Annotated in this window: 27 protein-coding genes and 1 other RNA gene; 5 read left to right on the top strand and 23 right to left on the bottom strand. The window is 36.6% G+C overall.

Translation table 11 applies throughout. The features are described 5' to 3' along the window. Positions 1-52 precede the first annotated feature (52 nt). From BUL40_RS09165 to BUL40_RS09135, 7 genes are all read right to left on the bottom strand, one after another. Complete coding sequence (locus BUL40_RS09165; RefSeq protein ID WP_080319010.1) at positions 53-1,993, bottom strand: NHL repeat-containing protein; 1,941 nt, start codon at positions 1,991-1,993, stop codon at positions 53-55. Positions 1,994-2,110: 117 nt separating this feature from the next. After that, positions 2,111-2,656 (bottom strand): 1-acyl-sn-glycerol-3-phosphate acyltransferase, encoded by a 546-nt coding sequence (locus BUL40_RS09160; RefSeq protein WP_080319009.1) that lies wholly within the window; start codon positions 2,654-2,656, stop codon positions 2,111-2,113. After that, positions 2,656-3,711, bottom strand: coding sequence for an iron-containing alcohol dehydrogenase family protein (locus BUL40_RS09155; protein ID WP_080319008.1), 1,056 nt, complete (start codon positions 3,709-3,711; stop codon positions 2,656-2,658). Before BUL40_RS09155 ends, BUL40_RS09160 begins: the two co-directional genes overlap by 1 nt. 62 nt (positions 3,712-3,773) lie before the next feature. After that, positions 3,774-4,481, bottom strand: coding sequence for an HAD family hydrolase (locus BUL40_RS09150; RefSeq protein ID WP_080319007.1), 708 nt, complete (start codon positions 4,479-4,481; stop codon positions 3,774-3,776). Next, complete coding sequence (gene kdsB / locus BUL40_RS09145) at positions 4,472-5,200, bottom strand: 3-deoxy-manno-octulosonate cytidylyltransferase (protein ID WP_080319006.1); 729 nt, start codon at positions 5,198-5,200, stop codon at positions 4,472-4,474. The genes BUL40_RS09150 and kdsB overlap by 10 nt, the downstream gene beginning before the upstream one ends. A 23-nt stretch (positions 5,201-5,223) precedes the next feature. Continuing rightward, positions 5,224-5,793 (bottom strand): DUF4126 domain-containing protein, encoded by a 570-nt coding sequence (locus tag BUL40_RS09140; RefSeq protein ID WP_010519720.1) that lies wholly within the window; start codon positions 5,791-5,793, stop codon positions 5,224-5,226. Positions 5,794-5,820: 27 nt separating this feature from the next. Then, the gene (locus BUL40_RS09135; RefSeq protein WP_080319005.1) at positions 5,821-7,260 is read right to left on the bottom strand and encodes an ATP-dependent DNA helicase; all 1,440 of its coding nucleotides are present in this window, start codon (positions 7,258-7,260) and stop codon (positions 5,821-5,823) included. Positions 7,261-7,363: 103 nt separating this feature from the next. Between BUL40_RS09135 and BUL40_RS09130 the strand changes: the two genes are divergently transcribed. The 3 genes from BUL40_RS09130 to rsmD are packed head-to-tail and all read left to right on the top strand — an operon-like array spanning position 7,364 to position 9,368. After that, the gene (locus BUL40_RS09130) at positions 7,364-8,014 is read left to right on the top strand and encodes a hypothetical protein (RefSeq protein WP_080319004.1); all 651 of its coding nucleotides are present in this window, start codon (positions 7,364-7,366) and stop codon (positions 8,012-8,014) included. Between the two features lie 4 nt (positions 8,015-8,018). Next, positions 8,019-8,819, top strand: a complete 801-nt coding sequence (locus tag BUL40_RS09125; RefSeq protein ID WP_080319003.1) for a DUF3822 family protein — start codon at positions 8,019-8,021, stop codon at positions 8,817-8,819. After that, positions 8,820-9,368, top strand: a complete 549-nt coding sequence (rsmD, locus tag BUL40_RS09120) for a 16S rRNA (guanine(966)-N(2))-methyltransferase RsmD (RefSeq protein ID WP_080319002.1) — start codon at positions 8,820-8,822, stop codon at positions 9,366-9,368. A 143-nt stretch (positions 9,369-9,511) separates the two neighbouring features. Here the strand turns inward: rsmD and rnpB are convergent. Continuing rightward, positions 9,512-9,816: RNase P RNA component class A (gene rnpB, locus BUL40_RS09115), an RNA gene on the bottom strand. Positions 9,817-9,923: 107 nt separating this feature from the next. Here rnpB and BUL40_RS09110 point away from each other — a divergent pair. Beyond that, the gene (locus BUL40_RS09110) at positions 9,924-11,687 is read left to right on the top strand and encodes a DNA polymerase III subunit gamma/tau (protein ID WP_080319001.1); all 1,764 of its coding nucleotides are present in this window, start codon (positions 9,924-9,926) and stop codon (positions 11,685-11,687) included. Here BUL40_RS09110 and BUL40_RS09105 read toward each other — a convergent pair. From BUL40_RS09105 to BUL40_RS09075, 7 genes are read right to left on the bottom strand one after another with little or no spacing between them, the layout of a single operon-like run. Continuing rightward, positions 11,684-12,037: a transmembrane 220 family protein gene (locus BUL40_RS09105; RefSeq protein WP_010519726.1), complete on the bottom strand. Its 354-nt coding sequence runs from the start codon at positions 12,035-12,037 to the stop codon at positions 11,684-11,686. The genes BUL40_RS09110 and BUL40_RS09105 overlap by 4 nt on opposite strands. A gap of 2 nt (positions 12,038-12,039) precedes the next feature. Beyond that, complete coding sequence (locus BUL40_RS09100) at positions 12,040-13,413, bottom strand: alkaline phosphatase family protein (RefSeq protein ID WP_080319000.1); 1,374 nt, start codon at positions 13,411-13,413, stop codon at positions 12,040-12,042. Further along, complete coding sequence (eboE, locus tag BUL40_RS09095; protein WP_080318999.1) at positions 13,413-14,600, bottom strand: metabolite traffic protein EboE; 1,188 nt, start codon at positions 14,598-14,600, stop codon at positions 13,413-13,415. Before eboE ends, BUL40_RS09100 begins: the two co-directional genes overlap by 1 nt. 15 nt (positions 14,601-14,615) lie before the next feature. Further along, positions 14,616-15,767: a 3-dehydroquinate synthase gene (locus BUL40_RS09090; protein WP_080318998.1), complete on the bottom strand. Its 1,152-nt coding sequence runs from the start codon at positions 15,765-15,767 to the stop codon at positions 14,616-14,618. A gap of 2 nt (positions 15,768-15,769) precedes the next feature. Further along, positions 15,770-16,672 (bottom strand): UbiA-like protein EboC, encoded by a 903-nt coding sequence (eboC, locus tag BUL40_RS09085; protein ID WP_080318997.1) that lies wholly within the window; start codon positions 16,670-16,672, stop codon positions 15,770-15,772. Beyond that, a complete protein-coding gene (locus BUL40_RS09080) occupies positions 16,672-17,583 on the bottom strand; it encodes a TatD family hydrolase (RefSeq protein WP_080318996.1) in 912 nt (303 codons plus the stop codon). The genes eboC and BUL40_RS09080 overlap by 1 nt, the downstream gene beginning before the upstream one ends. 1 nt (position 17,584) lies before the next feature. Then, positions 17,585-18,415, bottom strand: a complete 831-nt coding sequence (locus BUL40_RS09075; protein ID WP_080318995.1) for an EboA domain-containing protein — start codon at positions 18,413-18,415, stop codon at positions 17,585-17,587. A 95-nt stretch (positions 18,416-18,510) separates the two neighbouring features. Between BUL40_RS09075 and miaE the strand changes: the two genes are divergently transcribed. Beyond that, the gene (gene miaE, locus BUL40_RS09070; RefSeq protein ID WP_010519733.1) at positions 18,511-19,092 is read left to right on the top strand and encodes a tRNA-(ms[2]io[6]A)-hydroxylase; all 582 of its coding nucleotides are present in this window, start codon (positions 18,511-18,513) and stop codon (positions 19,090-19,092) included. Here miaE and BUL40_RS09065 read toward each other — a convergent pair. Genes BUL40_RS09065 through pyrR form a run of 8 tightly spaced genes read right to left on the bottom strand, consistent with a single transcriptional unit; the run spans position 19,079 to position 25,955 of the window. Beyond that, on the bottom strand, positions 19,079-19,981 hold the full coding sequence (locus BUL40_RS09065; RefSeq protein WP_010519734.1) for a Ppx/GppA phosphatase family protein: 903 nt from the start codon (positions 19,979-19,981) through the stop codon (positions 19,079-19,081). The genes miaE and BUL40_RS09065 overlap by 14 nt on opposite strands. Next, positions 19,982-22,066 carry a polyphosphate kinase 1 gene (gene ppk1 / locus BUL40_RS09060; RefSeq protein ID WP_010519735.1) on the bottom strand — a complete coding sequence of 695 codons (2,085 nt, stop codon included), beginning with the start codon at positions 22,064-22,066 and terminating at the stop codon, positions 19,982-19,984. It abuts the gene before it with no gap. Then, positions 22,067-22,552 (bottom strand): SixA phosphatase family protein, encoded by a 486-nt coding sequence (locus tag BUL40_RS09055; protein WP_080318994.1) that lies wholly within the window; start codon positions 22,550-22,552, stop codon positions 22,067-22,069. 10 nt (positions 22,553-22,562) lie between these two features. Continuing rightward, entirely contained in the window at positions 22,563-23,210 is a 648-nt protein-coding gene (pdxH, locus tag BUL40_RS09050) for a pyridoxamine 5'-phosphate oxidase (RefSeq protein ID WP_080318993.1), read from the bottom strand. Between the two features lie 42 nt (positions 23,211-23,252). Then, positions 23,253-24,158: a ribonuclease Z gene (locus BUL40_RS09045; protein ID WP_080318992.1), complete on the bottom strand. Its 906-nt coding sequence runs from the start codon at positions 24,156-24,158 to the stop codon at positions 23,253-23,255. Further along, positions 24,155-24,487 (bottom strand): ribonuclease Z, encoded by a 333-nt coding sequence (locus tag BUL40_RS09040; protein WP_080318991.1) that lies wholly within the window; start codon positions 24,485-24,487, stop codon positions 24,155-24,157. The genes BUL40_RS09045 and BUL40_RS09040 overlap by 4 nt, the downstream gene beginning before the upstream one ends. Before the next feature lie 2 nt (positions 24,488-24,489). After that, a complete protein-coding gene (locus tag BUL40_RS09035) occupies positions 24,490-25,416 on the bottom strand; it encodes an aspartate carbamoyltransferase catalytic subunit (RefSeq protein ID WP_010519740.1) in 927 nt (308 codons plus the stop codon). Then, positions 25,413-25,955, bottom strand: coding sequence for a bifunctional pyr operon transcriptional regulator/uracil phosphoribosyltransferase PyrR (pyrR, locus tag BUL40_RS09030; protein ID WP_080318990.1), 543 nt, complete (start codon positions 25,953-25,955; stop codon positions 25,413-25,415). The genes BUL40_RS09035 and pyrR overlap by 4 nt, the downstream gene beginning before the upstream one ends. Between the last annotated feature and the right edge of the window lie 45 nt (positions 25,956-26,000).

Raw genomic sequence — 26,000 nt, 5'->3', positions numbered from 1 at the left:
TAAAAAAGGCCGCCAATTGGCAGCCTTTTCTTCTCAATCAAAAAAAACTAACTTAATTATTATATAAGTATAGTGAAGCTGCAGCTTCCAAATCATTAGCCAAAGCTGGCGCTATATCTCCTGTTGCTTCTAAAGCACCCGTAAAACCTAAAATTTTACCGTTACCAATTTCTGCAACGTAAACTGTTTTGGTCTTATGGTCATAGGCAACATCAATTGGATTACCCATTTGAGTGGCAGCACCTGCCACCCTAAGTTGATTGGCCAAGGCCAAAGTTCCTCCATTTTCTACCGCATCTAACATGGCTGTTGCGTTCATGGTTACCTGAAATCCACCGTCATCCGTGGTATTTGCAGCATCTCCTATATCTGTTAAAACCAAAACATCATCTGCTGCGCTATAGGCTATACCATGGGTTCTTACTATACCTTCTACGGTTATACGTTTTGTTGTGGTTAATGTGCCATCTGCAATATTGGAAAAGAAATCGCCATAAATTGCCAAATCGCTTGTAGTATCTACCACTGCTAGTAAATCATTTCCTTTAAAAGCAATACCCCATACCGGAAAACCTGTTTCATAAACACCTTCCATTGTAAAGCTACCATTGGCATAGGAATACACAAATAACTTATTTTCTCCATTATCTGCCACTACCACTTTACTACCGTATACTGCTATTTCCCTTGGGCTATTTAAATCTGCCATACTCTGTCCGGATGGAGAAATCATTGCTGCATCCATATTATTAGAAAAATCTGTAAATGCTTCTACCATAAGGTTAGAACGCGATGCTTGAAGCACTACATCATCCAAAGCAGAATAATAAATACCTTCTGTAGCCGTGGATGTAGTTTCTACCGTTTTTACAGCACCCGTTAAAAGATCGTAAACCGTGATATTTCCATTTGCTGTGCTAGTTGTAAATAAGGTTGATGCGAAATTAGTTGAACCATTTCCAAAATCCATATCCGTTTCATCACTAGAAAAGAAAATAGAGGAAGCAGATGTAAGATCTTTATTAAAGCTAGGTGAAAGATTACCACCAGTATTGATATTTGTAAAACCCAATACTTTTCCAGTACCTATATCGGAGATATAAACTGCATCCGTTTCTGAATCGTAAGCAACATCTATTGGATTACCCATTAGCGTGGCATCACCGGCCACCCTTGTTTGCATGCCCATGGGCAAAACATCACCATCTGATAAAGCGTCAAATTTTGTAGAAAAATCCTTTATGATATGAAAACCACCATCGTCTGTAGTATTGGCAGCATCCCCAATATCCGTCATTACCATGGTATCATCCGCACCACTATACGCCAATCCATGGGTTCTAACAATGCCTTCTATGGTAACTCTTTTATTGGGAGCCATTGCACCCGTAGATGCATTTGCAACGAAATCATAATAAACTGCTAAATCACTAGACTTATCTACTACTGCATATAAATCATCGCCTTTAAAGGTAATGCCCCACAAGGCAAAAGGCACTTCTACTGTAGTATCCAAGTTAAACCCTGCCGTACTTTTGGTGTAGACAAAAAGTTTGTTGCTTCCGTTGTCTGCTACCACATAAGTGTTGCCCTTTACCGCTAATTCCCTTGGGCTTTCTAAATCTGCATTAGCACTTAAACTAACAGAAACAGCTGTATTAGCCGTTAACGCACTAACTTCTGAATAGGCCTCTAATGCCAATCCTGACCTTGAAGCTTGTACCACTAAATCTTCTGCAGCATTGTAATAAATACCTTCTGCCGCTGTAGAATTGGTGTTTAATGTAACCTGTGAATCATTGGTTAAATCAAAAATGGTTATATCCCCATTTTCATTGTTCGTAGTATACAATTGTGCTCGTCTACCCACTTGCATATCATCATCTTCCATACCCATCATTTCAGAATCATCATCGCTACAAGCGGTAAAAATTAAGGCAGTACATGCCGATAACAGCAATGACCTACCAGTTAGTGTTTTTAAAACTTTCATAAGAATCTGTTTAATTGTTCTGGAAATTACTTACGAGAATTTGAGCATGAGGTTTTCTTAAAAACTGCCAAATTCTGTTAAAAAAAACGATGATTGTTAAATCTAATTACAACTGGTTTAGGAATAACTGTACTGTGGAATTTTACCTGTTACCCCTTTAAAAAACGTACGTATGTAGTTTAAATCCTTAATGTAATCGCCCGTGGGATCAAAAGGCTTACTAAATTTGACTTCCTTTTTACCAAAATCAAAGGCTACTAGTACAATGGGAACCTTGGCACTTAATGCAATGTAGTAGAACCCTGTTTTTAAATCAGTTACTTTCTTCCTTGTACCTTCTGGAGCCAAGGCCAACCTAAATACTTTTTTCTGGTTAAAAATTGCGGCAACGGACTGTACTAGGTTACTGTTCTTAGACCGGTCTACAGGAGTACCTCCCATCCACCTAAAAAACCATCCATATGGTGGTTTAAACAATGCTTTTTTACCAATAAAATGCATTTTCTTGTTGATGATACTTCTACATAAGACCCCTACAACAAAATCCATCCAATGGGTATGTGGTATAACGGCAATGACGCATTTATTAACATCTGGAAATTCACCATTGAATTTCCAACCCATAATTTTAAATAAGATTATATGGGAAAGCCATTTTGCCATTAAATCTTTTTGTAGATGGCGATTAAATCTTCTTTGGAAATTTTAGATTCCCAATTAGGACCCAATGCATTTTCCCATAACGGTGCCATACCCAACGCTATTTTGGCCATTAGTTCCAATTCAGCATCGGTGCAATTAGCACAAATCCCTTTAGGTAAGGAAATGTTATGTTTTTGCATCATTTTATTAAATAGTGCCACGCCTTCAGGATAAAATTCTTCTAAAAACTGAAAAACCAAACAATTACCAATACCATGTTTGGTACTTAATACATAAGATAACCCGTAACTCATGGCATGTGCCACGCCTACTTGAGAATAAGCAATACTCATACCGCCATGCCAAGAGGCCATCATCAATTTTTCTTCTGCCTCCAATTTTGGAATATCTCCTAGAAATACCTCTTTACATAAGTCATAGGCTTTTTCTCCATAACTTTCACTAAAGGCATTAAGGTAAGTACCCTCCAAAGATTCCACACAATGAATAAAACAGTCCATACCGGTATAAAACCACTGTTCTTTGGGTACAGTTGCCAAAAAATTAGGGTCTAAAATTACTTGGTCATAGGTGGTGTAGTCTGAGTTTAAGCCCAATTTTTTTTCAGGCCCCATTAGAACCGCAGTTCTAGATACCTCTGCACCAGTACCACTAATAGTGGGTATGCCTACATGGTATAAACCGGGCCGTTGTATTAAATCCCACCCTTGATAATCTGCAGATGACCCAGGATTGGTCATTAACAGGGCAACCGCCTTGGCCATATCTAAAAGGGTGCCACCTCCTATTCCAATAATTCCAGACGGTAACTCGGTATAGTCTGCCTTTAATTTGGCTACCAATGCATCTACTTGTTCTGTTTTGGGCTCTTCTTCTGCAGATATGTAAATAATCTGGTCGTCAAATAACAGGGGTATTTTTGTGTGTAAATCCGTACCTTCAAAAAAGGCATCTACTAAGTAAATAAATGGGGCCTCAGAATTTCTACGTTTTGGCATTAAGATGGTGTCTATACTTGCAAAACTACCTCGGCCAAACACCACTCTGGGCACCATTGGAAAATTCTTGTATGTTTTAGTCTGTTCCAGTGTTCTGTACTTTATAAACCAATTTGGTTTTAATTAAAAAGAGGTATAAGCTCTTTTATCGAATTTAATTTTAGATAATCGCTCTCTTGTTCTTCTTTGGCGCTAACCGTTTCGTGTACCCAAGTAGTATGGAATGGAATATGAACGGCCTTGGCGCCAAGGTTTACCAAGGGTATAACATCTGACTTAATGGAATTCCCTACCATTAAAAATTCATCTACATCTATCTCTAGGTGTTCCAAGAGGTTTTTGTAGTTGCTTTCTTTCTTATCGCTCAACACCTCTACATGATGAAAGTAGCTGCTTAAACCAGACTTTTCTAACTTCCGCTCTTGGTCTAGCAAGTCACCTTTAGTCAATACTATTAATCGGTAACCTTTATCACTCAAAGTCTTTAAAGTTTCCTTTACCCCATCTAGTAACTCAACCGGTTGGGAAATCATTTTTTTACCCAAATCCAATATCTCTACCAAAGTTTCTTGCGGAATTTTATTTTGGGAAAGGTCTAAAGCAGACTCTATCATGGATAATACAAAACCTTTGATTCCATAACCGTAGAGGTCAAGATTTTTTATCTCCATTTTAAAGAGTTCTTGGTCTACTTTGTTTTTGGTTTCATAATTTTCCAATAAAGTTGCAAAACGCTCTTCAGTTTCCCTAAAATAAGTTTCGTTTACCCAAAGGGTATCATCTGCATCAAAGCCTATAACTTTAATCTTCTTGTAATCTACTTCCATTCCTTACGTGCTCTTTCCAAATCTTCCGGGGTATCTATTTCTACACCCGTTACATGCGTTTCTACCATTTTAATTTTTTTGCCGTATTCTAAAAAGCGAATGGCTTCAATTTTCTCCGTGGCCTCTAAGGGTAACATGGGTAGCTGTGTAAAATCTTGAATAGCCTTTTTTCTAAAGGCGTAAATACCTTTGTGTTTGTAATATGTAGCTCCCCCTTGTTTTTCCCTCGGATAAGGAATAGGTGAACGGGAAAAATAGAGTGCAAAATCTTGGTTATCTACAATTACCTTAACGGTATTTGGATTTTCTATTTCCTCCCAATCGGTTATGGGTGTCATTAACGATGCCAAATCTATTTCTTTTTGGGAATCCTTTTTAAAAACCTGGATTACCTTTTCTAAACTTTCTTGATCTATAAACGGTTCGTCTCCTTGAACATTTACCACAATATCAACATCTAGATCAGCAACTGCTTCTGCAATACGATCACTACCGCTCTCGTGTTCCTTTTTACTCATAATTACGTCACCCCCATTTTCTTTTATCAAATCGAAGATTTCTTTACTATCCGTAACTACATAAACAGCTTGAAATAATTTGGTGTTTACGGCCGCTTCATAGGTTCTAAGAATAACTGGCTTGCCAGCCAAATCTTGCATTAATTTAGCAGGAAACCTAGAGGCCTTATACCGTGCAGGTATCATGGAAATTACCTTCATAAAATTGGGTATGCGATGTTGTTTTAATTTTTAAATCGTGGTCTGAGTTTTCTATAGACCCTAAAAATGATTGCCAAAATTACAATAACTAATAGTACTGCCACAATAGGCGCAAAAATAGAAGCAGTAGAAACAACTACCGCCGTACCGGTTTCTACCGTAGAAACCACTGGGTTTGCCAAACCACCTGTTGTAGCGGTTGAAGTAAGCCTACCCGCTGCATTGGCACCTTTTATAGCAGAAGCCGTACCCCCGCCTGCAATTATAGCTAAAGACCATGTTATAACTGGATCTAAATCTGCAATTGTAGACACCATTACCGCCGTACCAGCAATGGCAGCCAATGGTATAGCCAAACTATCCAGGGCATTATCTACCCAGGGAATAAAGTATGCAAAAACCTCAAAAACAGTTGCCGCGCCAAGAGTTAAAACGGCTGCCAGACTTCCTATCCAATTCCAGCTATCATTTAGTTCCCAAACACCAAAATAAGAAGCTAAACTTAAAGCAAAAAGTGGCAAAAAGACCCTAAAACCTGCAGAAGCAGCAAGGCCTATACCTAAAAATATACTGATGATGGTTTCCGAAGTCATGGCAAAATGTATTTGTTTAAAAATAGGCTATTCGTCTTCAAGAAAAAAATCCTTCTTAAACCCAATAAGATATAATTTGTTCTTGGCTCTTGTAATCGCAGTATACAACCACCTTAAATTTTCCTTATCCATGCCATTTGGCATGTAGGGTTGCTCTACAAATACCGTGTCCCATTGGCCGCCTTGCGATTTATGACAAGTTATAGCATAGCTAAATTTTACTTGTAATGCATTGAAATACTTATTATTCTTAACCCCTAAAAATCGCTTGTAGTTAGATTTTTCATGGGCATAGTCTTGGCTTACCTCTTGGTATAACCTATTGCCATCCTCATAGGATAAAGAAGGGGTTTCTGCGGCAATGGTATCCAACAATAAAACCGTTTCAAAAGGTTTTTGGTTGGGGTAATCTACCATTTGTACCTTTACTTCTGCAAATTTAAAACCATACAATTCTTTTATGGCAAAAAGCTCTAGGATTTCTATGATATCGCCATTGGCAATAAACCCAGCTTCCGAATTTGGTTTAAGCCAGAAATAATTGTTTTTGACCACCATCATAAAATCACCCACAGAAATTTCGTTTTCCAAAAAAAGAATTCTGCTTCTAATGTTCTCATTAAATAAGTTGGCCCTTTTATTAGAGCGTACTATAATGGCGGTTTCTTCCTTACCGTTTTCTGCATACGAAGTATCTATGGCCTCTTGTACCTCATAACCATCAACCAACCTGGCAATATCTGTAAAACCGGTCACAGAAAATTTAAAATCGGTATAAAACGCATCTTGCAGTTGCTCTCTTAAATTGGTGGCATTAAAAAGAATACCGGAGGTAATAGATTGTCGCATTACCTCGTCCAATTCTATTTTTTTCACATCTTTATTATAGTTCAATTCTAATTTACCGGCGTCCAATGCAGGACTCAAATCTAATTTAACCGGTGGTAGCTGGGCCGTATCACCAATTAAAACCAGCTTACAATTATGACCGTTGTATACATAAAATATTAAATCGTCCAATAAAGAACCATTTTCAAATAATTTGGAATCTGAAGGTGCATCTGGAATCATAGATGCCTCGTCTACAATAAAAACGGTATTTCTATGCTTATTGGGCGCAAGGGTAAATTGTACCCCGCCACCCTGTTGTTTTTTAGGGAAATAGATTTTTTTATGAATAGTAAACGCCTGTGTATTTGAATAATTGGTCATAACCTTGGCGGCCCTACCTGTTGGTGCCAATAACACCGCGGTTTTTTTAACCTTCCAAAGACTTTTTACCAAGCTACCAATTATAGTAGTTTTTCCTGTACCCGCATATCCTTTCAACAAGAAAAGTTGTTCTCTTGATTTAGACATTACAAACTCTGCTAATTGGCGTAACGTTAAGTCTTGCAGCGTAGTAGGCTTGTGTGGAAATTTGTCAATTAAATAAACGTAAAAATTTTCAGGTGTAAGTTGGTCCATACTTGGTCAAAGATAGCCATCATTTTTAGGACAAAAACTTTCATCATTCAAAAAAAATTGTAGATTTGCTTTTAACCACTAAATGTAATTAATACTATATAGAATGAAGACCATTTTACAAATAGCTCTTTGGATTTTATGCGGAGTTTTTGCTTATTTAATCTATCAGTCCGTAATGGCTCCTATTGAGTTTAATAAAGTACGTGAAGAGCGTTATGCTGCCGTTATCGCCAAACTTAAGGATATTAGAGATTCTCAAGAGGCCTACAAAAAAGTAAACGGAAAATATGCTAAAGATTTTAATAGCCTTATCCAATTTATAGATACGGCCAACTTTACTATTACCCAGCAACGTGATTCTTCTTTTATGCGTTACGATAAAAGATTCCAGATAGACATGCAGGTAGATACCGTTGTGGTAGATACTTTAGGATTTGTAAAGGTAAAAGATACTTTATTTGGTAAGGATAACCGCTACACTTCTATGATGAACGTACCTTATGCTCAAGGAGATGTAAAGTTTGATATGAAAACGGATATTATTGAAAAGAGTGGTTTTAAAGCTCCTGTATTTGAGGTAAGCGTTAAAAAAGATGTCATTCTTTACGATCAACCAGATGATTTAAGAGCAAAGGAAAACTCCCATAATAGTGTTGAAGAAGTTAATGGAAACACAATTAAAGTAGGCTCTTTAACCGAGGTTAGCACTAACGGTAACTGGCCTCCTATCTATGATAGAAAATTAGAAAATTAATGGGGTGACCGATTCTAAGAATAATTTTAAGAAACTGTCCATTCAGGTAAGCTTGAATGGACTTTCTTTTTGTGTACTAGACACCATTTCTAAAAAAATAGAAATGGTAGACCAAGTTACGTTCAAAACAGAGCTAACTCCTTACCTTCTCCTAAAAGAATTAAAAGCTACCATTGAAAAGCACAACCTTACTGGTGTAGATTTTAATGAAGTTGTGGTTTTACACAGAAACAACCTATTTAGTTTGGTACCCAAAGCTCTATTTGATCCAGAAGAATTGGCTAATTACCTAAAATTTAACGCAAAAATCCTTGCAACGGATCAGATTGTTTACGATCAAGTTCCTAACCAAGATATTATTTGTGTTTATGTACCTTTCACGAACATAAACAATTACCTTTTAAATCTATTTGGCGCATTTGAGTTTAAACATTCTAGCTTGGCCGTAATACAAACCCTATTAGCGGAAAGTAAACAGCAAAAAACCTGCTACGTACATGTTACCCCTAAAACACTGGAAATATGCGTTATAGAACACAAACAACTTAAGTTATATAATCAATTTGATTATTTATCAAAAGAAGATTTCCTTTATTATATTCTTTTCACGTACGAACAATTAGGATTGGATACCGAAAAAGTGCCTTGCCATTTGTTTGGAAGTATAGACATTGCAGACGAAAACTTTATACTTACGGAAAAGTATATTAAACAGATATACTTAGCCGAACCTGAAAATACGGCTTATGAACTAGATGTTCATCAAAAAAACGCAATAGACTTAACGCTATTAAGCTCCTTATAAATGCGAATAATATCTGGAAAATATAAAGGTAAAAGGCTAGTAGCCCCTAAAAAATTACCTGTGAGGCCTACAACGGACATGGCCAAGGAAAGCTTATTCAATATTTTGCGCAATAGCTATTATATAGAAGATTTACAAGTGTTAGACCTTTTTGCAGGAACCGGAAACATAAGTTTTGAATTTGCCTCTAGAGGAACAAAGCAAATAACAGCCGTAGACCAACACATGGGCTGTATTAAATACATTCAAAAAACAGCCCAGGAACTAGATTTTTCTATAGAAGTAATAAAAATAGATGTCTACAAATTCTTAGAACGTCATAGGCTACAATACGATGTTATTTTTGCCGACCCACCCTATGAATTTACTCAAGAACAATTTGCAAAAATTCCTGAATTAATCTTTGAGAATAACCTGTTACTACCAGAAGGTACTTTGATAGTAGAACACAGCCCCCAAACTAAAATGGACCAGCTACCCTACTTTTTAGAAGACCGGAAATATGGTAGTAATGTTTTTAGCTTTTTTGGTTTAGAAGAAGAAGATTAGGCAAGCCAAATTCCTAAATGACTCCTAAGAATTTCCAGACCTTTTTATCCATTTTAAAATAACAATAGATAAATCACAAGAAAGAAGAAAAACAGCTTCTTGTTAAGCCTACACATCCTTTTGAACAATTAATAACTAGTTTACAAAAAAGCAGGCCATAAGCCGGATTCTGTTCCCAAAATGGGTCCTTATCATTTATCTAGCCTTAAAATTACTTTTAAGGTCTAACCGCCTACCCTCCAACTTGGGCGTGCAACCCTCAAGCGTTGGTATACATGACGTTGCACCACATAGAGTTTACCTGGTTTCACTACAGCCTAACTGTACTTGCTTTCTGTTGCACTGGTCCTCGCCTTTCGGCGGACGGGCGTTACCCGCTATGTTGCACTACGGTGTCCGGACTTTCCTCTCCCGTGCCAAACACGGCAGCGATAAGGTGGCCTGCAGCTGGCAAAGATACTTTAATTGTTAATAAAAAGATGAATGCCTTTAGATTTGTTACCAATACAAAAGCACTTCAATTTTTATATTTGTAATGCACATTAAGATTAGCGTTTGGAACCATTTATTGTATCTGCCAGAAAATATAGACCCAAAACTTTTAAAGATGTGGTAGGCCAACAGGCAATTACCAACACTTTAGAAAACGCAATTGCCAATAACCATTTGGCACAAGCACTTTTGTTTTGTGGCCCAAGAGGAGTGGGTAAAACTACCTGTGCCCGTATTTTGGCAAAAAAAATAAACCAAGATGGTACCGAAAGTGAGGAGGAAGATTTTGCCTTCAATATTTTTGAATTAGATGCGGCATCTAATAACTCTGTGGACGATATTAGAAACTTAATTGACCAAGTTAGAATACCACCGCAAACAGGCAAATACAAGGTATATATTATAGATGAGGTACATATGCTATCTCAATCGGCTTTCAACGCATTTTTAAAAACGTTGGAAGAACCGCCAAAGCATGCCATTTTTATACTGGCTACAACAGAAAAGCACAAAATTATTCCCACCATATTATCACGCTGTCAGATATTTGATTTTAAACGGATTACCGTTAAAGATGCTGCGGAATATTTAAAATACATTGCAGAAGAGCAAGGAATAACCGCAGAAGACGACGCCTTGCATATAATTGCCCAAAAGGCAGATGGCGCCATGCGAGATGCTCTTTCTATTTTTGATCGTGTAGTAAGCTTTTCTGGTAATAATTTAACCCGTTTGGCCGTTACGGAAAACCTTAATGTTTTAGATTACGATACCTTTTTTAAGGCAACGGATTTAATGTTGGAAAATAATATTCCCTCACTGCTAATTCATTTTAATGAGACCTTGGCATTAGGTTTTGATGGGCATCATTTTATTACCGGCTTGGCCTCCCATTTTAGGGATTTATTGGTAAGTCAACACCCAGATACACACATTCTATTAGAAGTAGGGGAAGGAGCAAAAGCTAAATACTTAGAACAAGCCAAACAATTTAAAAGACCATTACTACTTAACGCTTTAGAGCTGGCCAATACGTGCGATTTGCAATATAAAACTAGTAAAAACCAAAGGTTACTAGTAGAACTTTGCTTAATGAAATTAGCTTCATTAAGTTTTGAGGCTGAAAAAAAAAAGCCTGATTTTATAATACCTGCCACTTATTTTAGAGGACAACCGTTTACCAAAGCTCCCTCAAAAAATTATAGTATAACAGAGGAGGTTACCCTACCCCATACCAGAAGCCAAGTTGCGGAAGAAAAAGAAGTGGTACAACCTAAGGTAAAATCAGAAACCGAAACAGCACAAGCAACAAATACCCAAAGCGTAGAAGAATCAAAGAAAGTTGGTATATCTTTAACTGAACGTAAAAAACGGGTTTCTGGCTTGTCGTTATCCAGCATAAAGGCTAAAAAAGTACACGAGTCCCAAAAGGTAGATGAAGTAGACCATAAAAATCTACCTACAAAACCTTTTGAGGAAAAGGACATGCAACGCCATTGGAACGATTTTGTAAATAAAATTGAAAAGAACGGTAAAAAGATACTAGCTTCTAATCTACAAGCAGATATACCTAGAAAAAAAGGAGAACACACCTTATGGATAGAGCTACCCAATAGCACCATGAAAAAAGAGGTGGAACGGGAACAGGGACCATTGATTCAATACTTGAGGGAAAAATTACAAAACTATAATATAGAACTTCAAATATCTGTAAACGAAGAGGTGGCCAAAAAATTTGCGTTTACTCCTCAAGAGAAATTTGAAAAGCTACGAGAGAAAAACCCTGCACTTGATATTCTTAGAAGGGAATTTGATTTAGACTTTTAGGTTTTTCCAAACTTAATACGTAGCGCATAAACCAGCATTACAACCGCTGCAATTAGTGAACCTAAAGATTCACGAGCCAATTCTATATTTTCAGTTTTCATACCTTGATCTAACTGCACACCTTCAAATACACTTGGCCAGTAGATTACCGTTAATGCAACATAGAACGCCATTAAAAATAAAGCTTGATATATTTTGAGCGCGTTAAAAATAAACAAAATGGATGCTAACAATGCCATAGCATAAATAATTACCCATTTAAAAGCATCTGGATCATTAAACTGTACTACTATAGCAAAACCAAATAGGATAGCGAACAAACCGGCTAAAACTTTGAAAAATAGGTTCATAATTATAATAAAATATGGTTTTTAAGTTGATCATAAACTGCGGTAGCCGAAATCTCGGATTGCACATTTAAGTGATTGGCATTACTAATAAATATAGGCCAATCTGCCTTATCTTCTGGTTTTCTACCATGAGAACCCTTAATCAATTCTGCCTTTAGTGGTATAATATCTAACACACTCCTAAAACCAAGTTTCTTTTTGGCCAACTTCCAAGCTACTTTGGCCATAATTAGTTTATCGCTAGGATTGGTAAGCATCTCTACAGGGTCATATCCAGGTTTTTTATGAATATCTACCATACGTGCGTAATCTGGAGCTTTTTCATCATCTTCCCAAAAGTAATAGGTAAACCAGCTCGTTGCATTTGCCACCAAAACAAAATCGCCTGCGCGGTCGTGCGCTAAACCTACGTTATCCAATTCAGATTTGGGAATAACCCGTTCTACACCTTTAATTTCCTTTAAGATTGAAGCCACTAAAGGTAGCTTTTCTTTGTTTTTGACATATACATGCGCTATTTGATGGTCCGCTACCGCAAACGCTTCACTTGCTCCCGCATCTAATAATTCTAAACCTCGCTCAACACGGACACCCAATAAATTAGCTTTTCTTAAATGTCTGTTTAGATGAATGGGATTGGAAACATCTGTTATACCATACTCGGATAACAAAATTACATTGGCTTGCTGTGCTTCATAATAAGTAACAAGTTTGGCCACTTCACTATCAATTTCCTTTAAATCATTTTTAATTATTTCAAAATTGAGACCGTAGCGCTGCATGTTATAATCCAAATGTGGCAAGTACACCAAGGTAAGCGTAGGATTGTACTTTTTATCGGTCTCTATAGTGGCATCTACAATCCATTTTGTAGATTTAATACTTGTTTTTGGCCCCCAAAAGTGAAACAAGGGAAACCTTCCCAATTGCCCTTGCAATTCATCTCGTAACGACGCTGGATTACTATATATATCTGGAATCTTGCGGCCATCTGCTAAATAATTTGGTCTAGGAGTTACACTATAATCTGCATTAGAATACATATTGTACCACCAAAACATATTGGCACAAGTAAATTTAGGGTCTATGCCTTTTAAGTCGTCCCATATTTTTGGGGCCTGTACCAAAGCGTTGGATTGACGCCAAAATTTAACCTCGTATTCATCTTTAAAATACCAACCATTGCCTACTATACCGTGTTCCGTAGGTAATTTACCTGTTAGATACGTGCTTTGTGCACTACACGTTACCGCAGGTAACACTGGTTCTATAACTGCTGCTTTACCGTTAGCCAAAAATTGACTAATAAACGGAGTGTACTCCCCAATTAAGCGTTGGCTTAACCCTACTACATTAATTACCACGGTCTTTTTCATTATAGCCTACTTTTCATCCAATTTAATTCCCTTGCAATTGAATCTACCAAAGGTAATTTTAAGGCCTGTGGTAAAACATCCCATGTATAGGTTTCAACTTCTAAATGATTACTTACATGGTTTGTTTGTAACAAGGCCAATACTTTTAAAATTTGGTCTTGGGTAGATTTTAATACCCCATAATCTTCTAAAAAAATGGGAACATGAAAGTGCGAGCGTAATTCTGTAAACGGTGATTTCTTATCCAAGACCAACGGCAAATCGTTATACGTTACTATTTTCCCTGCTTTCTCTTCTGTTACTTGGTGCAAGTAAACCGGCTCGTTAAACTCCTCTAACGTTTTCCAAATAATGTCTATATGGTTGTCATCGTATACTATTTTCAAGGCCGCACTAACCTGTATTTTTCCTATGGATATACCCGCTTTTTGCATTTGCTCAAAAGTAAATTCAGGCTCTTCAAAAGCTAAAGCATAATGGCAAACATCGTAGCATAGTGTTATATACCTTTTTACCAAAGCGGTAATTTCGATTTCTGTTTTACCTGAATTATTAAAAAATACTAGTGCCTCAGGAATTAAGTAATCTTTATAAAAAGTGAGTACCTCAGTGGTATTCTCTAAAAATCCGTCAGGTTCAGGTTCTACATCTAAATGCATATAGCGCCCGGTTTCTTTCTCTAGACGATTTAAATAGTCTGCTATACGAACCATATTTCTAGCTCCCGTTCTAAAAGCTATAGTTTTAGAAGCTTCAGTACTATACCAGTGTTTATAAGAAATTGGAGACGTAGAAATACCTGCCTCCATGTTAGCAGGAGCCAAAAATGCCAGTTGACCAAACAAACGTTGCGTGTATTTTACCCTGTCTTCCGTAGTCCAATCCGGTGCATGTACCTTATCCTTTACTGGTTCACCATGAAAATTTCCGTACGGGAAACCATTCATAGTAAAAACATAGCATTCTTCTTGATCAAGCCACTTTTTAAATTGAACTAGGTTATCTTTTTCACCTAGTTCTAAGCTTGCTTTGTTACTCAATCTTAAACCTAACCCCATTATTTTGTTAGGTGAAACGCTTTGTTTTAATGCGGGTAAATTTTCTTGTATGGAATCAAATGTTTCAGCCCAATCACCCCCAGCATGAATGTTGGTACAATAGGTTAAATGTCTATTATTTATTTCCATACTAGTATTTAGTTCTTAATTAATAAAAGCTGCAATTGCTTTCTCCATTACCGGATAATCTATTTGATGCACATCTACTTTGGTTCCAATAGCATTGATTAAAGTAATGGTCAATTCGCCACCTAGATGCTCTCTAAACTCTTCAATCCCTTCTAACAACTCTTTAATTTGAAACTGCTCAATAGGTATTCTCAAGTCGAAACCAATAGTTTCCAAAACTTGAATAATCTGGTCTTTTTCTTCTTTAGATAGTAGATTTATAAAACAGGCATAAGTTATGTCTATAGCCATACCAATAGCTACGGCTTCACCATGCCGCAGACGGTAATTGGTCATGTACTCAAGTTTATGTGCCGCCCAATGCCCAAAATCCAACGGACGGGAAGATCCACTTTCAAATGGGTCACCTCCTTTAGATATATGCTCCATATGCAATGCCGCACACCTATGTATCAACCTTGCCATTGGTTCTAATTTTCTAGCCGCTAATTGCGTTGCAGAATTTGCTATGGATTCAAAAAAGGTCTTGTCTTTTATTAATGCGACCTTAATAGCCTCTGCCACCCCGCTTATCCAATCTCGCTGTTCTAATGTTTCTAGAAAATCCAAATCGTTAATAATGGCATAGGGCAAAGAAAAGGTTCCCAAAAAATTCTTTTTCCCAAAGGCGTTAATACTATTTTTTACACCTACAGCGGCATCGTTCTGTGCCAATACAGTAGTAGGTATACGTATTAATTTAACACCTCTATGTGCTATTGTAGCAGCGTAACCTACCATATCTATTAGTGCACCACCACCAATCGCAACCACAAAAGAGTGTCTACAGATTGCAAAATCATTGATTGCCGCTAAAATAGTTTGGGTATGATTGGGTTCTTTTTTGGCTATCTCGCCACCGGGAACCACCAAGGCGGTTGTAAACTGTAACTGATTTTCATTTTCTTTACAATAGGCTTTTATCTGACTTACTAACTCTGGGTGCAATTGGCTTACCTTATCATCAATAATAAACAAGCACTTAACAGGACGAGTTGGAGCATAATTTTCAATAATTCTTCGAAACAAAGAATTTTCGGCTTGAAATACCGAAGACGTAAAATGCAACTCATACTGGTAATTTACCTGAAAAGCTTGTTTAATGGTAGTGAGTTTATTAAAATCCATAGTTAAGTAACAGCAAATTTTTTAGCCAAAAGGATAGATAACGGTAAAAGCAGAAGTATAGCAATGCCGTACGCTATACTGGTAAACCCTACAGCCATAGCTGCATCTAGTAGCACAATTGATAATACACCTGCTTTAACTGACTTTTTGATATTCTGGGGCGTATTCTTGACGTATGCCCTTATTAAAGGCAAAAACACCATAAATGCGAAAAGAACAATAAAGAACAAATAAGAAACACCCTCGTTTAGACCGTAAAAGTAATTTAAAACGATTACAGCCCCTATTACCAAAGTATATAATAAGCCTGCAAAAACAATGTTAAGCTTGTTCTTGCCATGCACCTCTTCCCTGCTAATCAATGTAACCGCAAAGATAAAAACAACAGGGATTAAGGCATACAACCAATTATCAAGTTGATTCACGTACAGTATACCCATAAATAAATTAAGCCCCCTGCAAATCCCCATATTCAAAGGGCCCAAAAACGAATGGTGTTTTGCCACCTTATCGTAAGATAAGATAGCCGTTGCCAATGCCATGGCTACTACACCGCATTCTAATTTCACCAAAAAAGCACAAATTATACCTATTAATAGCAAAGTGTACCCAAAAACCATGGCATTCTTGTATGCTACTCTTCCACTAGGTATTGGCCTTTCAGGTCTTTCTTTTTTGTCCAATTCAAAATCATAAACATCGTTTAGTACTACACCTCCAGCATATAAGAATACCGATGCAAAAACCAACAAAATAAGGTTACTATTTAAAAAGTTTGGAAATTCAAAATACGCTAAACTTCCAAACAATCCAGAAATGGCTAAACCCGCCAACACGTCTGCTGCAGCAGTAGGTAAATTTGCTGGCCTACACAATTGTAAATAGGCCTTAAAAACAGTACCCATTAGAGTATTTTATTGTTTTCTACTTTTGGCTCTTGGCCCCTTAATACACTATTGTTATTAAACAATTTTCGTTGATCAATAGCCTCTGGAGTTAACCAATGTTCTGGCTTCATTTTCCCTGAACGACCAAAAAAGTCAAGTGCATTTTGGTAACAAGTTTTAACCACATCTTCTCTTGGAATACCATTTTGCAACATTAGGTTCGCTGTTTTAGGTACGGCCAAAGGATCACTTACACCCCAATCTGCAGAACTATCAACAATAATATTGGTGCTTCCAAATTTCCGCACTACTTCTACCATACGTTGATTACCCATTTTGGTTTTAGGATAAATAGTAAAAGCTGCTATAAAACCTTTATCTAAAACCGATTTAACGGTTTCTTCGTTGTTATGATCAATCACCACCATACCAGGATCTAGACCATGTTCCAAACAAACCTCCATACTTTTTAAGGTGCCCGCTTTCTTGTCTCTATGTGGTGTATGTACTTGAACCATCATATTGAACGTCTTGGCAAGTTCTAACTGCTCTCTAAAAAAACGGTCTTCTGCTGGTGTTTGGTCATCGTATCCAATTTCTCCTATACCCACAACATTATCTTTGTGTAGATATAATGGCAATAAATCCATTACTTCTTCTGCCAAAGGAATGTTATTTGCCTCTTTAGAATTTAAGCCAATTGTACAGTAGTGCTTAATTCCAAATTGAGATGCCCTAAAAGGCTCCCACCCCACTAGACTACTAAAATAATCTTGAAAAGACCCAACTTGGGTTCTAGGCTGCCCCAACCAGAAAGAAGGTTCTATAACCGCAACTACACCTGCTGCAGCCATAGCTTCATAATCATCCGTAGTTCTAGATGTCATGTGTACATGGGGATCAATAATCATCAATTTTTCTTCTTCCATCTTAAATATTTTGCCAGGTTAATTTACCGCTTATGGCGTCTTCCTGAAATTCATTATTTTCTTTTAACAGCTTTTTGGCACTTTCATTTGTTGCGCTTTGGCAAACCAAGGTAGCCGCCTTTCTTTCTTTTATATTGGCACTAGAAAAAAGTCTTGCCAAATCATGTAAAACATCACCATCTATAAATTTAGAAACAGGTCTCCAAAACAGCGGGTCAATAGTACGGCCAGCTGCCCATCTTTCATGTGCATAATCTAAAATTATACGGGTTAAATCCTTATTTGCTCTTTTATCCACGTCAAGAATTTTAGTCAAATCTTGTTGCATAAAAGCTGCTTTTAGATACATTTGGTTCCATTCCGCATCGTTAAAATAGGCGCCAGGGTAAGGATTCTGTTGAGATATTGCATTAAAAACAGTCGCAATGTTGGTTCTTAAGGCTTCCACGCCCGCAAACTTATAATCTATGGCATTTGGCAATAAGTAGAGGTGTTTTAAAAAAGCTTCCAACTCTGTTTTGTCGGCTACCTGTATAAGCTGTTGTACCGCTTTAACAAAATTTGGCTCTTGAATTAGAACCGTTTGCAATAAATACAACCGAGCAGCTTCTAACAAAGTGGTATTAACTGTAAAACTTTGTTGCTCATGTACTAAATCAAAGGTAACATCCGCATTAAAATGATTGGCGCATAAACTATAAGTTATATATAGTTTTTGTTTCGATTTTGCGCTAAGAATACTATTGATTTGTTGCCGCAACCAAGATAGCTGCTTTTCTTTTCCGTTACTTAAAAAAATATCCTCTAGATATCTGTTAGCGGATAAACTCATAAAAGGTTAGAATCTGTTGGTCTTACAAATATAACGAGGGTTAATTTAATTTATTTAATACTATCAATTTATCTTTGCTCCAAATTTTAGAAATCATGTTAGGACTTAAACTACCAACAGATCCGCGTTGGGTAAATATTGTAGAAAAAAATATAGAAGAAATCTTAACAGACCATGCCTATTGCGAACAAAAAGCGGCTAGTATGGCAATTTCTTTAATTATTGGATTTCCAGATAAGTCTGATTTAGTAAAAGAAATGATTGCTTTATCCAGGGAAGAAATGGGGCATTTTAATATGGTTCACGAAAAAATTTTAGAACGAAATTTAAATTTAGGAAGAGAACGTAAGGATGAATATGTAATTGAATTGATGAAGTTTTTTCCAAAGGGTGGAAGCAAAACAACACATCTGGTACACAAACTTCTTTATGCGGCAATGATTGAGGCACGCAGCTGTGAGCGATTTAGATTATTATCTGAAAACATAAACGATGCCGACCTTCGTGATTTTTACCGAAAATTAATGGTAAGTGAAGCAAACCATTATACCATGTTTTTAAAATTTGCTAGGAAATACGGTGAAAAAGAAGTTGTAGATAAAAAATGGCAGGATTTATTAAACTACGAAGCCGAGATTATGAAAAAACTAGGTAAAAAAGAAACTATGCATGGGTAGTTACCTTATGATACAAAGTCTTTATCATCCCGTCTGATAAACCAATCTTAGGAACATGTATCTTTTTTGCTTTGGACCATTTTGCGGTATTAAGGAATATTTTGGTGGCTGGTACAATTACATCTGCTCTATCTTGATTTAATCCTAACTCTGCTATACGATCTTCATAAGACATAGCATCCAAAAAGTGGTATTGTGCATTGAGCCATATGTAAGATAACGGCTGCCCAATTTTACGACCAGACATTTTATGCAGCTTATTAATATTACCTCCAGACCCAATTATTTCCACATTCTCCGCATCCTTTAAATGGTCTTTTATCCACAATTTTATCGCGTCCCAAACAGATTCTTTTACTTGTTGGTTTAGCAACCTAACAGTTCCAATTTTAAATGATTTTGAGCCTTTGACCTGGTTACCGTTAAAAATGGTAAATTCTGTACTACCTCCACCAACATCAACATACAAATACGTTTTTCCGTTTTGCAGTAGTTCTTTTAAGTCTGTACTAGCTATTATTTTGGCTTCCACTTTGCCATCTATAATATCTACATCTATATTGGCTTCTGTTGCAATTTTAGATACTAATTCTTGACCATTATTGGCTTCTCTCATAGCAGAGGTTGCACAAGCCCAATACGCTTCTACACCATAAACATCCATTAATAATTTAAAGGATTTCATAGCCTTTAGCATTCTGTTTTGATTCTTCTCAGAAATCTCACCAAGGATAAAAGCATCTTCTCCCAGACGAATTGGCACCCGAATAAGCTCACTTTTTTTGAATTTTACGGGTTGCCCTTTTCTTTCAATAACGTTATGCACCAAAAAACGAACCGCATTGGAACCAATATCAATAGCGGCAAATTTTCGAATATTAATGGCCATCTATTCGTTCTCTATTCGCTTTTGGTAATAATCATAAGTAGCAAATTGTGAGCGCACTTTAGGTTTATCGTCATCCCTGTAAGCATTGTCTTGTTTTGCAGTAAACTCGCGCGCCTTAATATTGTCTTTCCAAGAAATCTCAAACGTATCTATAAGTTCTTGTTTAATATCTTCATCGTAAATAGGACAACCTACTTCTACGCGATAATCTATATTTCTTGTCATCCAATCTGCTGAGGAAATATAAATTTTGGGGTCGCCATTATTCCCAAAAATGAACAACCTAGGATGTTCTAAAAATTTATCTACCACACTTATGGCTTCAATATTCTCACTCATTCCTTCTACTCCAGGAATTAGACAACAAATTCCTCGAATAATCAATTGCACTTTTACCCCTGCCCTACTAGCTTCGTACAACTTATCTACCATTTTGTAAGAGGTAAAGCTATTCATCTTAATGCGTATGTACGCCTCTTTACCCGCTTTCGCGTTAGCTATCTCAATATCTATTAACTTAGAAAACCTACTTTTTGTGTAGTGGGGAGAAACTATGAGGTGTTTGTATTTATTAATTTTATAAGTGGTCTCAAAGAAGCCAAACACTTTATCTATTTCTCTTAAAATCTCCTCATGAGCCGTAAACAGTGTATAATCTGTATAAATACGGGCCGTTTTTTCATTGAAATTACCCGTGCTAATAAACCCATAGTGTTTAATTTTTTCGCCTTCTAAACGCTCTACCAAACATATTTTGGAATGTACCTTTAGACCAGGTACCCCAAAAATTAATTTAATGCCCTCTTCTTGTAGCTTACTGGCATACTCTATGTTATTACGCTCATCAAACCTTGCTTGTAATTCAATTTGAACCGTAACATCTTTTCCATTTTTCACCGCATTTATAAGTGCTGCGGCCACCTGAGAATCGGATGCCAAACGGTAAATTGTAATTTTAATGGATTTTACATACGGATCTAAAGCCGCTTCTTTCAAAAACTTTATTAGGTACCCAAAAGTGTGGTAAGGTGCATATTGCAAATAGTCTTTTTGCGCAATCTTCTCAAAAATACTTCCCTCTAAACTCAGCCCTTTAATGGGTAGGGGTTTTATCTTATCGTACAACAGGTCTGTTCTTCCCAAACTTGGAAACCCCATATAATCCCTACGGTTATGGTATCTACCACCAGGAATAACGCTATCCGTTTCTTCAATCTCCATTTTTTCCTTCAAAAAACGTAGCGTATCTATTTTAATTTTTTTATCGTAAACAAAACGTACCGGATCGCTAATCTTACGATGCTCTACACTAGAGGATATCTTTTGAATAAAGCTCTTACTCAAATCATTATCTATATCCAATTCTGCATCTCTTGTAATCTTGATCATGTGTGCAGATATCTCCTTATATTCAAACATGGTAAATATGCTATTTAAACAATAGCGTATTACATCATCTAACATAATAATGTAATTCTTACCATCTTCTTCTGGTAATTCTACAAAACGGTCTATGCCTTTTGGAATCTCTATCAGAGCATATTGAACTTCGTTTCGTTTACGTAGAAAAGTGCCTACCTCATCTTCTAATACCATACGAACCGCCAAATAAGCAGCAGTATCTTTTAAGAGTGGAAATTCCCTAAGATTGTTTAAAATTATTGTAGTAAGTTCTGGATTAACTTTCTTTAAAAAGTAATCCTTGACGAATGGCGCTTGCGATTCTGAAACCTGGGTTTCATTAATCATAAAAATGTTTTCCGTGGCCAGCTCGCGCTGAATTTTGTTTAAGATTTCTAAACTCTTACTTTGTTGCTTAATTACAATGCGAGTAATCTCTTCCAAAAGATCCTTTGCCTTTTCTCCTCCAAGTACACTTTTTCCACTTTTACCAGCATCCACAATTCGTTTTACAGTGGCATAGCGTACCTTAAAAAACTCATCTAAATTGTTGCTAAAAATACCTAAGAAACGTAAACGCTCAATTAATGGTACATCTTTATCTGCACTCTCTTGCAGTACACGGTCATTAAAATGCAACCAACTAATTTCTCTATTTATGTAATCGTTCTTAGGTTTTGCCATTTATCTTAATTCTTTTGGAAAGATAAGTTTTTCTGTTTTTCCTTTAGTTATATTGGTCCAGTTTTCTATGTCAAAATTTAGTATGGCCATACCGGCAGTTGGCAAATTATCTAGGTATGTATTTCCTAGCTTGTTAACCATTTCTGTAAAGGCATGGTTATGGCCAAAGACAAGAACACAATCATGTTTATTCTCTAATTTTTTTAGAAACTGCAGCACGCTTTCTCCAGAAAAGTCATACAAATCATTAGACACAGAAAAATTTTGCAAATTAAATCCTATTGTTTTTAAAACAATTATGGCGGTATGTAGGGCTCTGTTGGCAGGACTAGCGTATGCAGCTGTTATATCCTTATTGATTGCATACAAATACTCTCCTACCAAATAGGCGTCCTTAATTCCTCGTTCCTTTAATGGTCTATCCCTATCACTTACCTCCAAATCCCACGAAGATTTGCCATGTCTAATAAAAATTACGGTTTTCATGTAAGCTGTTTTAAGGTTGCAAACGTTCTATTTTCCAATCTAAATCCTCTTGTAGCGAAAACCGAATGCGATCATGCAATCTATTGGGCCTGCCTTGCCAAAATTCAATGGAAACAGGGCGCACCAAATAGCCACCCCAATGTTTTGGACGTTCTATTTCTTTATTTTCCAATTCCTTTTCTAAGGCTATGAGTCTTTCTTCTAGCGCTTGTCTGGATTTAATAGGCTCACTTTGTTCAGAAACCAACGCTCCAAGTTGACTACCCCTAGGTCTGGATTCAAAATAACCGTCTGAAAGATTTGTTGCCAATTTTTCCGCTTTACCTTTAATCAATACTTGCCTTTCTAAGTTGGGCCAGAAAAAAGCTAAGCAAACATTGGGGTTATTGGCAATTGCCTTTCCTTTTTCGCTTAGGTAGTTGGTGTAAAAAATAAAGCCTTCAAAAGTAAACTTTTTCATTAGCACCACCCTACTCTTTGGATAACCATCCAAGCCAATGGTACTTACGGTCATGGCATTGGGTTCATCTACGCCATCAGTGGCTTCTACCTCATGAAACCATTTTTGAAAAACTTCCATGGGGTTATTAGAGATTGCATCTTCCAACAATTCACTTTTTTGGTAGGATTTACGGTAGTTACTTAAATCTTTCTGCATAACACAAATTTGACAAAATTACAGCAGAATTAAAAGCAAATACTACACTACAAAAGATTTACCATCTTCTGCCAAATCTACAGCAGTAAAAACGGTTTGAGCCTCTTCTTTAAATACTTCTAGGGATTTGTAACGAGTAGAATAGTGACCTAAAATCAATTTGCCCACCTGTGCTTGTTTTGCAATTTCTGCAGCTTCTTTGGCCGTAGAGTGTTTGGTTTTGACGGCTAATTCTTGTTCACTTTCTAGAAATGTAGACTCATGGTAAAGCAAATCTGCTTTTTTAATAATAGGGACTATGTCTTCTTTATACATGGTATCACTACAAAAAGCATAGCTTTTGGGTTTTGGTGGATCAAAAGTTAATTCTTTATTGTCTACAATGGTACCGTCTTCTAAAACTACGTGTTTACCCGCTTTAATATTATTAAACTGACTTTTATCTACCTCCCATACCTTAGCTGCTTCTACATTTAAGGTTCTTGCCCCTTCCTTTTCTTGAAACAAAAAACCGTTTGTATATATTCTATGATCAAGTGGAATAGTAGATACTTTTACTTTTTCATCCTCATATACTATTTGAGGTTCCCTACCTTCCAATTCATGAAAATATAATGGGTAATTGGTCCAAGAATCGCCCAACTTTAAGAGCAAAGTTATAGCTTCTTTAATACCTTTTGGACCGTATATGTGCAGTTCTTTTTCTCTACCCAACAACCTAAAGGTAGAAACCAACCCTGGCAAACCAAAGAAATGGTCTCCATGTAAATGAGATATAAAGATGTGCTTTATTCTGGAGAACTTTAATTTGCTTTTACGTAACTGTACTTGGGTACCCTCTCCACAATCTATTAGAAAAAGATGGTTTTTTATCTCTAATACTTGTGCGGTTGGGTTATTTAGGGTTCGCGGAGTGGCAGAATAACAACCTAAAATGGTTAGCTTCATAAATCCAAATCGCGTTCTATCTCTTCCATTTCAATAACGTCTTTAGCTTCTTGTACCGTGGGCACCAAAGTTAGCTCGTCTGGTATTTCTTCAAAAGAAATAGCATTGCTTACTAAGACAAAAGACTTTTTTTTGGCTTTATGATTATTGGATAAATCCAAAAATTCCAAAACATCATTTGCAGATAGTTTGCTAAAAGAAAATAGGTTGATGACCAAATGGTCGTGCTTTATTTTATCGTATGCCTGGTTTAAATTTTTCAAAAAACCAGCTAACGAAATATCTTCTTGAAATACTATGGTTGTATTACCTTCTTTATCAAAAATCATACTTACTTAATTTTTGAGGCCAAAAGATAGATTACCGCCATCCTTACGGCCACACCGTTTTCTACTTGGTCTAAGATAATGGATTGTCCCGAATCTGCGACATCCGATGTTATTTCTACCCCTCTATTAATTGGACCAGGATGCATTACTACTATTTCCTTATCCAGCCTTTTCAACATGGCTTTATTTAGGCCAAATTGTTGTGTATATTCTCTTGTTGAAGGAAAATAACTGATATCCAGACGTTCGTTTTGTATACGTAACATATTGGCAACATCGCACCACTGCAACGCTTTTTCCAAATTGGTTTCTACGGTAACTCCTAAAGACTCTATGTACTTTGGTATTAATGTTTTAGGACCACACACCTTTACCTCTGCCCCCTGTAGTTGTAAGGCGAATATATTTGATAAAGCCACACGAGAATGTAATATATCTCCAACTATAACAACTTTTTTACCACCAACATCACCTAAACGCTCCCTAATGGAATAGGAATCTAGCAAGGCTTGCGTAGGATGCTCATGTGCACCATCACCAGCATTTACTATGGCAGCTTTTACATTTTTAGATAAAAATATACCAGCACCAGGGTTAGGATGACGCATAACCACCATATCCACCTTCATGCTAAGAATATTATTCACCGTGTCTATTAAGGTTTCTCCTTTTTTTACTGAGGATTGGGAGGCTGAGAAATTGATTACATCTGCAGATAATCTTTTTTCCGCCAGCTCAAAAGATAGTTTGGTACGCGTACTATTTTCAAAGAAAATATTGGCAATAGTAATATCCCTAAGGGTAGGCACCTTTTTAATAGAACGATTTATAACCTCTTTAAAATGATCTGCAGTTTCAAAAATTAGGTCTATATCTTTTTTCTTTAGATATTTTATGCCCAATAGATGGTTTACACTTAACTCGCTCATACTTTTTCTACTAAATAAACGGCATCTTCCCCATCATTCTCTTTCCACATTACCCTTACCTTTTCATTATTGATCGCATCTACCTGCCTGCCCCTGTAGTTGGGTTGTATAGGCAAATGCCTACTAAATCTTCTATCTATCAAGGTCAACAATTCAATTTGCTTTGGCCTACCAAAAGACTGTACTGCGGTTAGGGCAGAACGGATACTTCTACCGGTATACAAAACATCATCTATAAAAACAACGTTCTTATCTTCTACTAAAAAGTTTATTTTGGTAGAATTAGCTTCTAAAATCTTTTCTCCCCTTCTAAAATCATCTCTATAAAAAGTAATATCTAAAAAGCCCATTTTAACATCCTTTACCTTGTATTTTTCAGACAATATTTGTCTTAATCGCTCTGCCAAAAAAGTTCCTCTTGGTTGAATACCAATTAGTACCGTATTGGAAAAATCTAGATGATTCTCCAATAACTGGCAGGCCAAACGATGTAAAATGATGTTTATTTCTTTTGCGGAAAGCAGAATTTTTTGACTCATTGGCTATTTTTCTAGCGCTTACTTACAAAAGTAAACATTTATTGG

It is taken from the genome of Croceivirga radicis (assembly GCF_002072105.2).
Taxonomy (GTDB): Bacteria; Bacteroidota; Bacteroidia; order Flavobacteriales; family Flavobacteriaceae; genus Croceivirga; species Croceivirga radicis.
This window is presented reverse-complemented; position numbering and strand designations above follow the sequence as displayed.

Bases quoted from the DNA above. Each gene is read 5' to 3' on its own strand.
- BUL40_RS09045 (WP_080318992.1), bottom strand. From the start codon at position 24,158: ATGAAGCTAACCATTTTAGGTTGTTATTCTGCCACTCCGCGAACCCTA.
- rsmD (WP_080319002.1), top strand. From the start codon at position 8,820: ATGCGAATAATATCTGGAAAATATAAAGGTAAAAGGCTAGTAGCCCCT.
- BUL40_RS09100 (WP_080319000.1), bottom strand. From the start codon at position 13,413: ATGAAAAAGACCGTGGTAATTAATGTAGTAGGGTTAAGCCAACGCTTA.
- BUL40_RS09135 (WP_080319005.1), bottom strand. From the start codon at position 7,260: ATGGACCAACTTACACCTGAAAATTTTTACGTTTATTTAATTGACAAA.
- miaE (WP_010519733.1), top strand. From the start codon at position 18,511: ATGTTAGGACTTAAACTACCAACAGATCCGCGTTGGGTAAATATTGTA.
- BUL40_RS09075 (WP_080318995.1), bottom strand. From the start codon at position 18,415: ATGAGTTTATCCGCTAACAGATATCTAGAGGATATTTTTTTAAGTAAC.
- BUL40_RS09140 (WP_010519720.1), bottom strand. From the start codon at position 5,793: ATGACTTCGGAAACCATCATCAGTATATTTTTAGGTATAGGCCTTGCT.
- pdxH (WP_080318993.1), bottom strand. From the start codon at position 23,210: ATGCAGAAAGATTTAAGTAACTACCGTAAATCCTACCAAAAAAGTGAA.
- eboE (WP_080318999.1), bottom strand. From the start codon at position 14,600: ATGGAAATAAATAATAGACATTTAACCTATTGTACCAACATTCATGCT.
- BUL40_RS09065 (WP_010519734.1), bottom strand. From the start codon at position 19,981: ATGGCCATTAATATTCGAAAATTTGCCGCTATTGATATTGGTTCCAAT.
- kdsB (WP_080319006.1), bottom strand. From the start codon at position 5,200: ATGAAGGTAATTTCCATGATACCTGCACGGTATAAGGCCTCTAGGTTT.
- eboC (WP_080318997.1), bottom strand. From the start codon at position 16,672: ATGGGTACTGTTTTTAAGGCCTATTTACAATTGTGTAGGCCAGCAAAT.
- BUL40_RS09155 (WP_080319008.1), bottom strand. From the start codon at position 3,711: ATGGTGCCCAGAGTGGTGTTTGGCCGAGGTAGTTTTGCAAGTATAGAC.
- BUL40_RS09090 (WP_080318998.1), bottom strand. From the start codon at position 15,767: ATGGATTTTAATAAACTCACTACCATTAAACAAGCTTTTCAGGTAAAT.
- BUL40_RS09105 (WP_010519726.1), bottom strand. From the start codon at position 12,037: ATGAACCTATTTTTCAAAGTTTTAGCCGGTTTGTTCGCTATCCTATTT.
- BUL40_RS09150 (WP_080319007.1), bottom strand. From the start codon at position 4,481: ATGGAAGTAGATTACAAGAAGATTAAAGTTATAGGCTTTGATGCAGAT.
- BUL40_RS09035 (WP_010519740.1), bottom strand. From the start codon at position 25,416: ATGAGCGAGTTAAGTGTAAACCATCTATTGGGCATAAAATATCTAAAG.
- ppk1 (WP_010519735.1), bottom strand. From the start codon at position 22,066: ATGGCAAAACCTAAGAACGATTACATAAATAGAGAAATTAGTTGGTTG.
- pyrR (WP_080318990.1), bottom strand. From the start codon at position 25,955: ATGAGTCAAAAAATTCTGCTTTCCGCAAAAGAAATAAACATCATTTTA.
- BUL40_RS09130 (WP_080319004.1), top strand. From the start codon at position 7,364: ATGAAGACCATTTTACAAATAGCTCTTTGGATTTTATGCGGAGTTTTT.
- BUL40_RS09080 (WP_080318996.1), bottom strand. From the start codon at position 17,583: ATGGAAGAAGAAAAATTGATGATTATTGATCCCCATGTACACATGACA.
- BUL40_RS09165 (WP_080319010.1), bottom strand. From the start codon at position 1,993: ATGAAAGTTTTAAAAACACTAACTGGTAGGTCATTGCTGTTATCGGCA.
- BUL40_RS09055 (WP_080318994.1), bottom strand. From the start codon at position 22,552: ATGAAAACCGTAATTTTTATTAGACATGGCAAATCTTCGTGGGATTTG.
- BUL40_RS09160 (WP_080319009.1), bottom strand. From the start codon at position 2,656: ATGGCAAAATGGCTTTCCCATATAATCTTATTTAAAATTATGGGTTGG.
- BUL40_RS09040 (WP_080318991.1), bottom strand. From the start codon at position 24,487: ATGATTTTTGATAAAGAAGGTAATACAACCATAGTATTTCAAGAAGAT.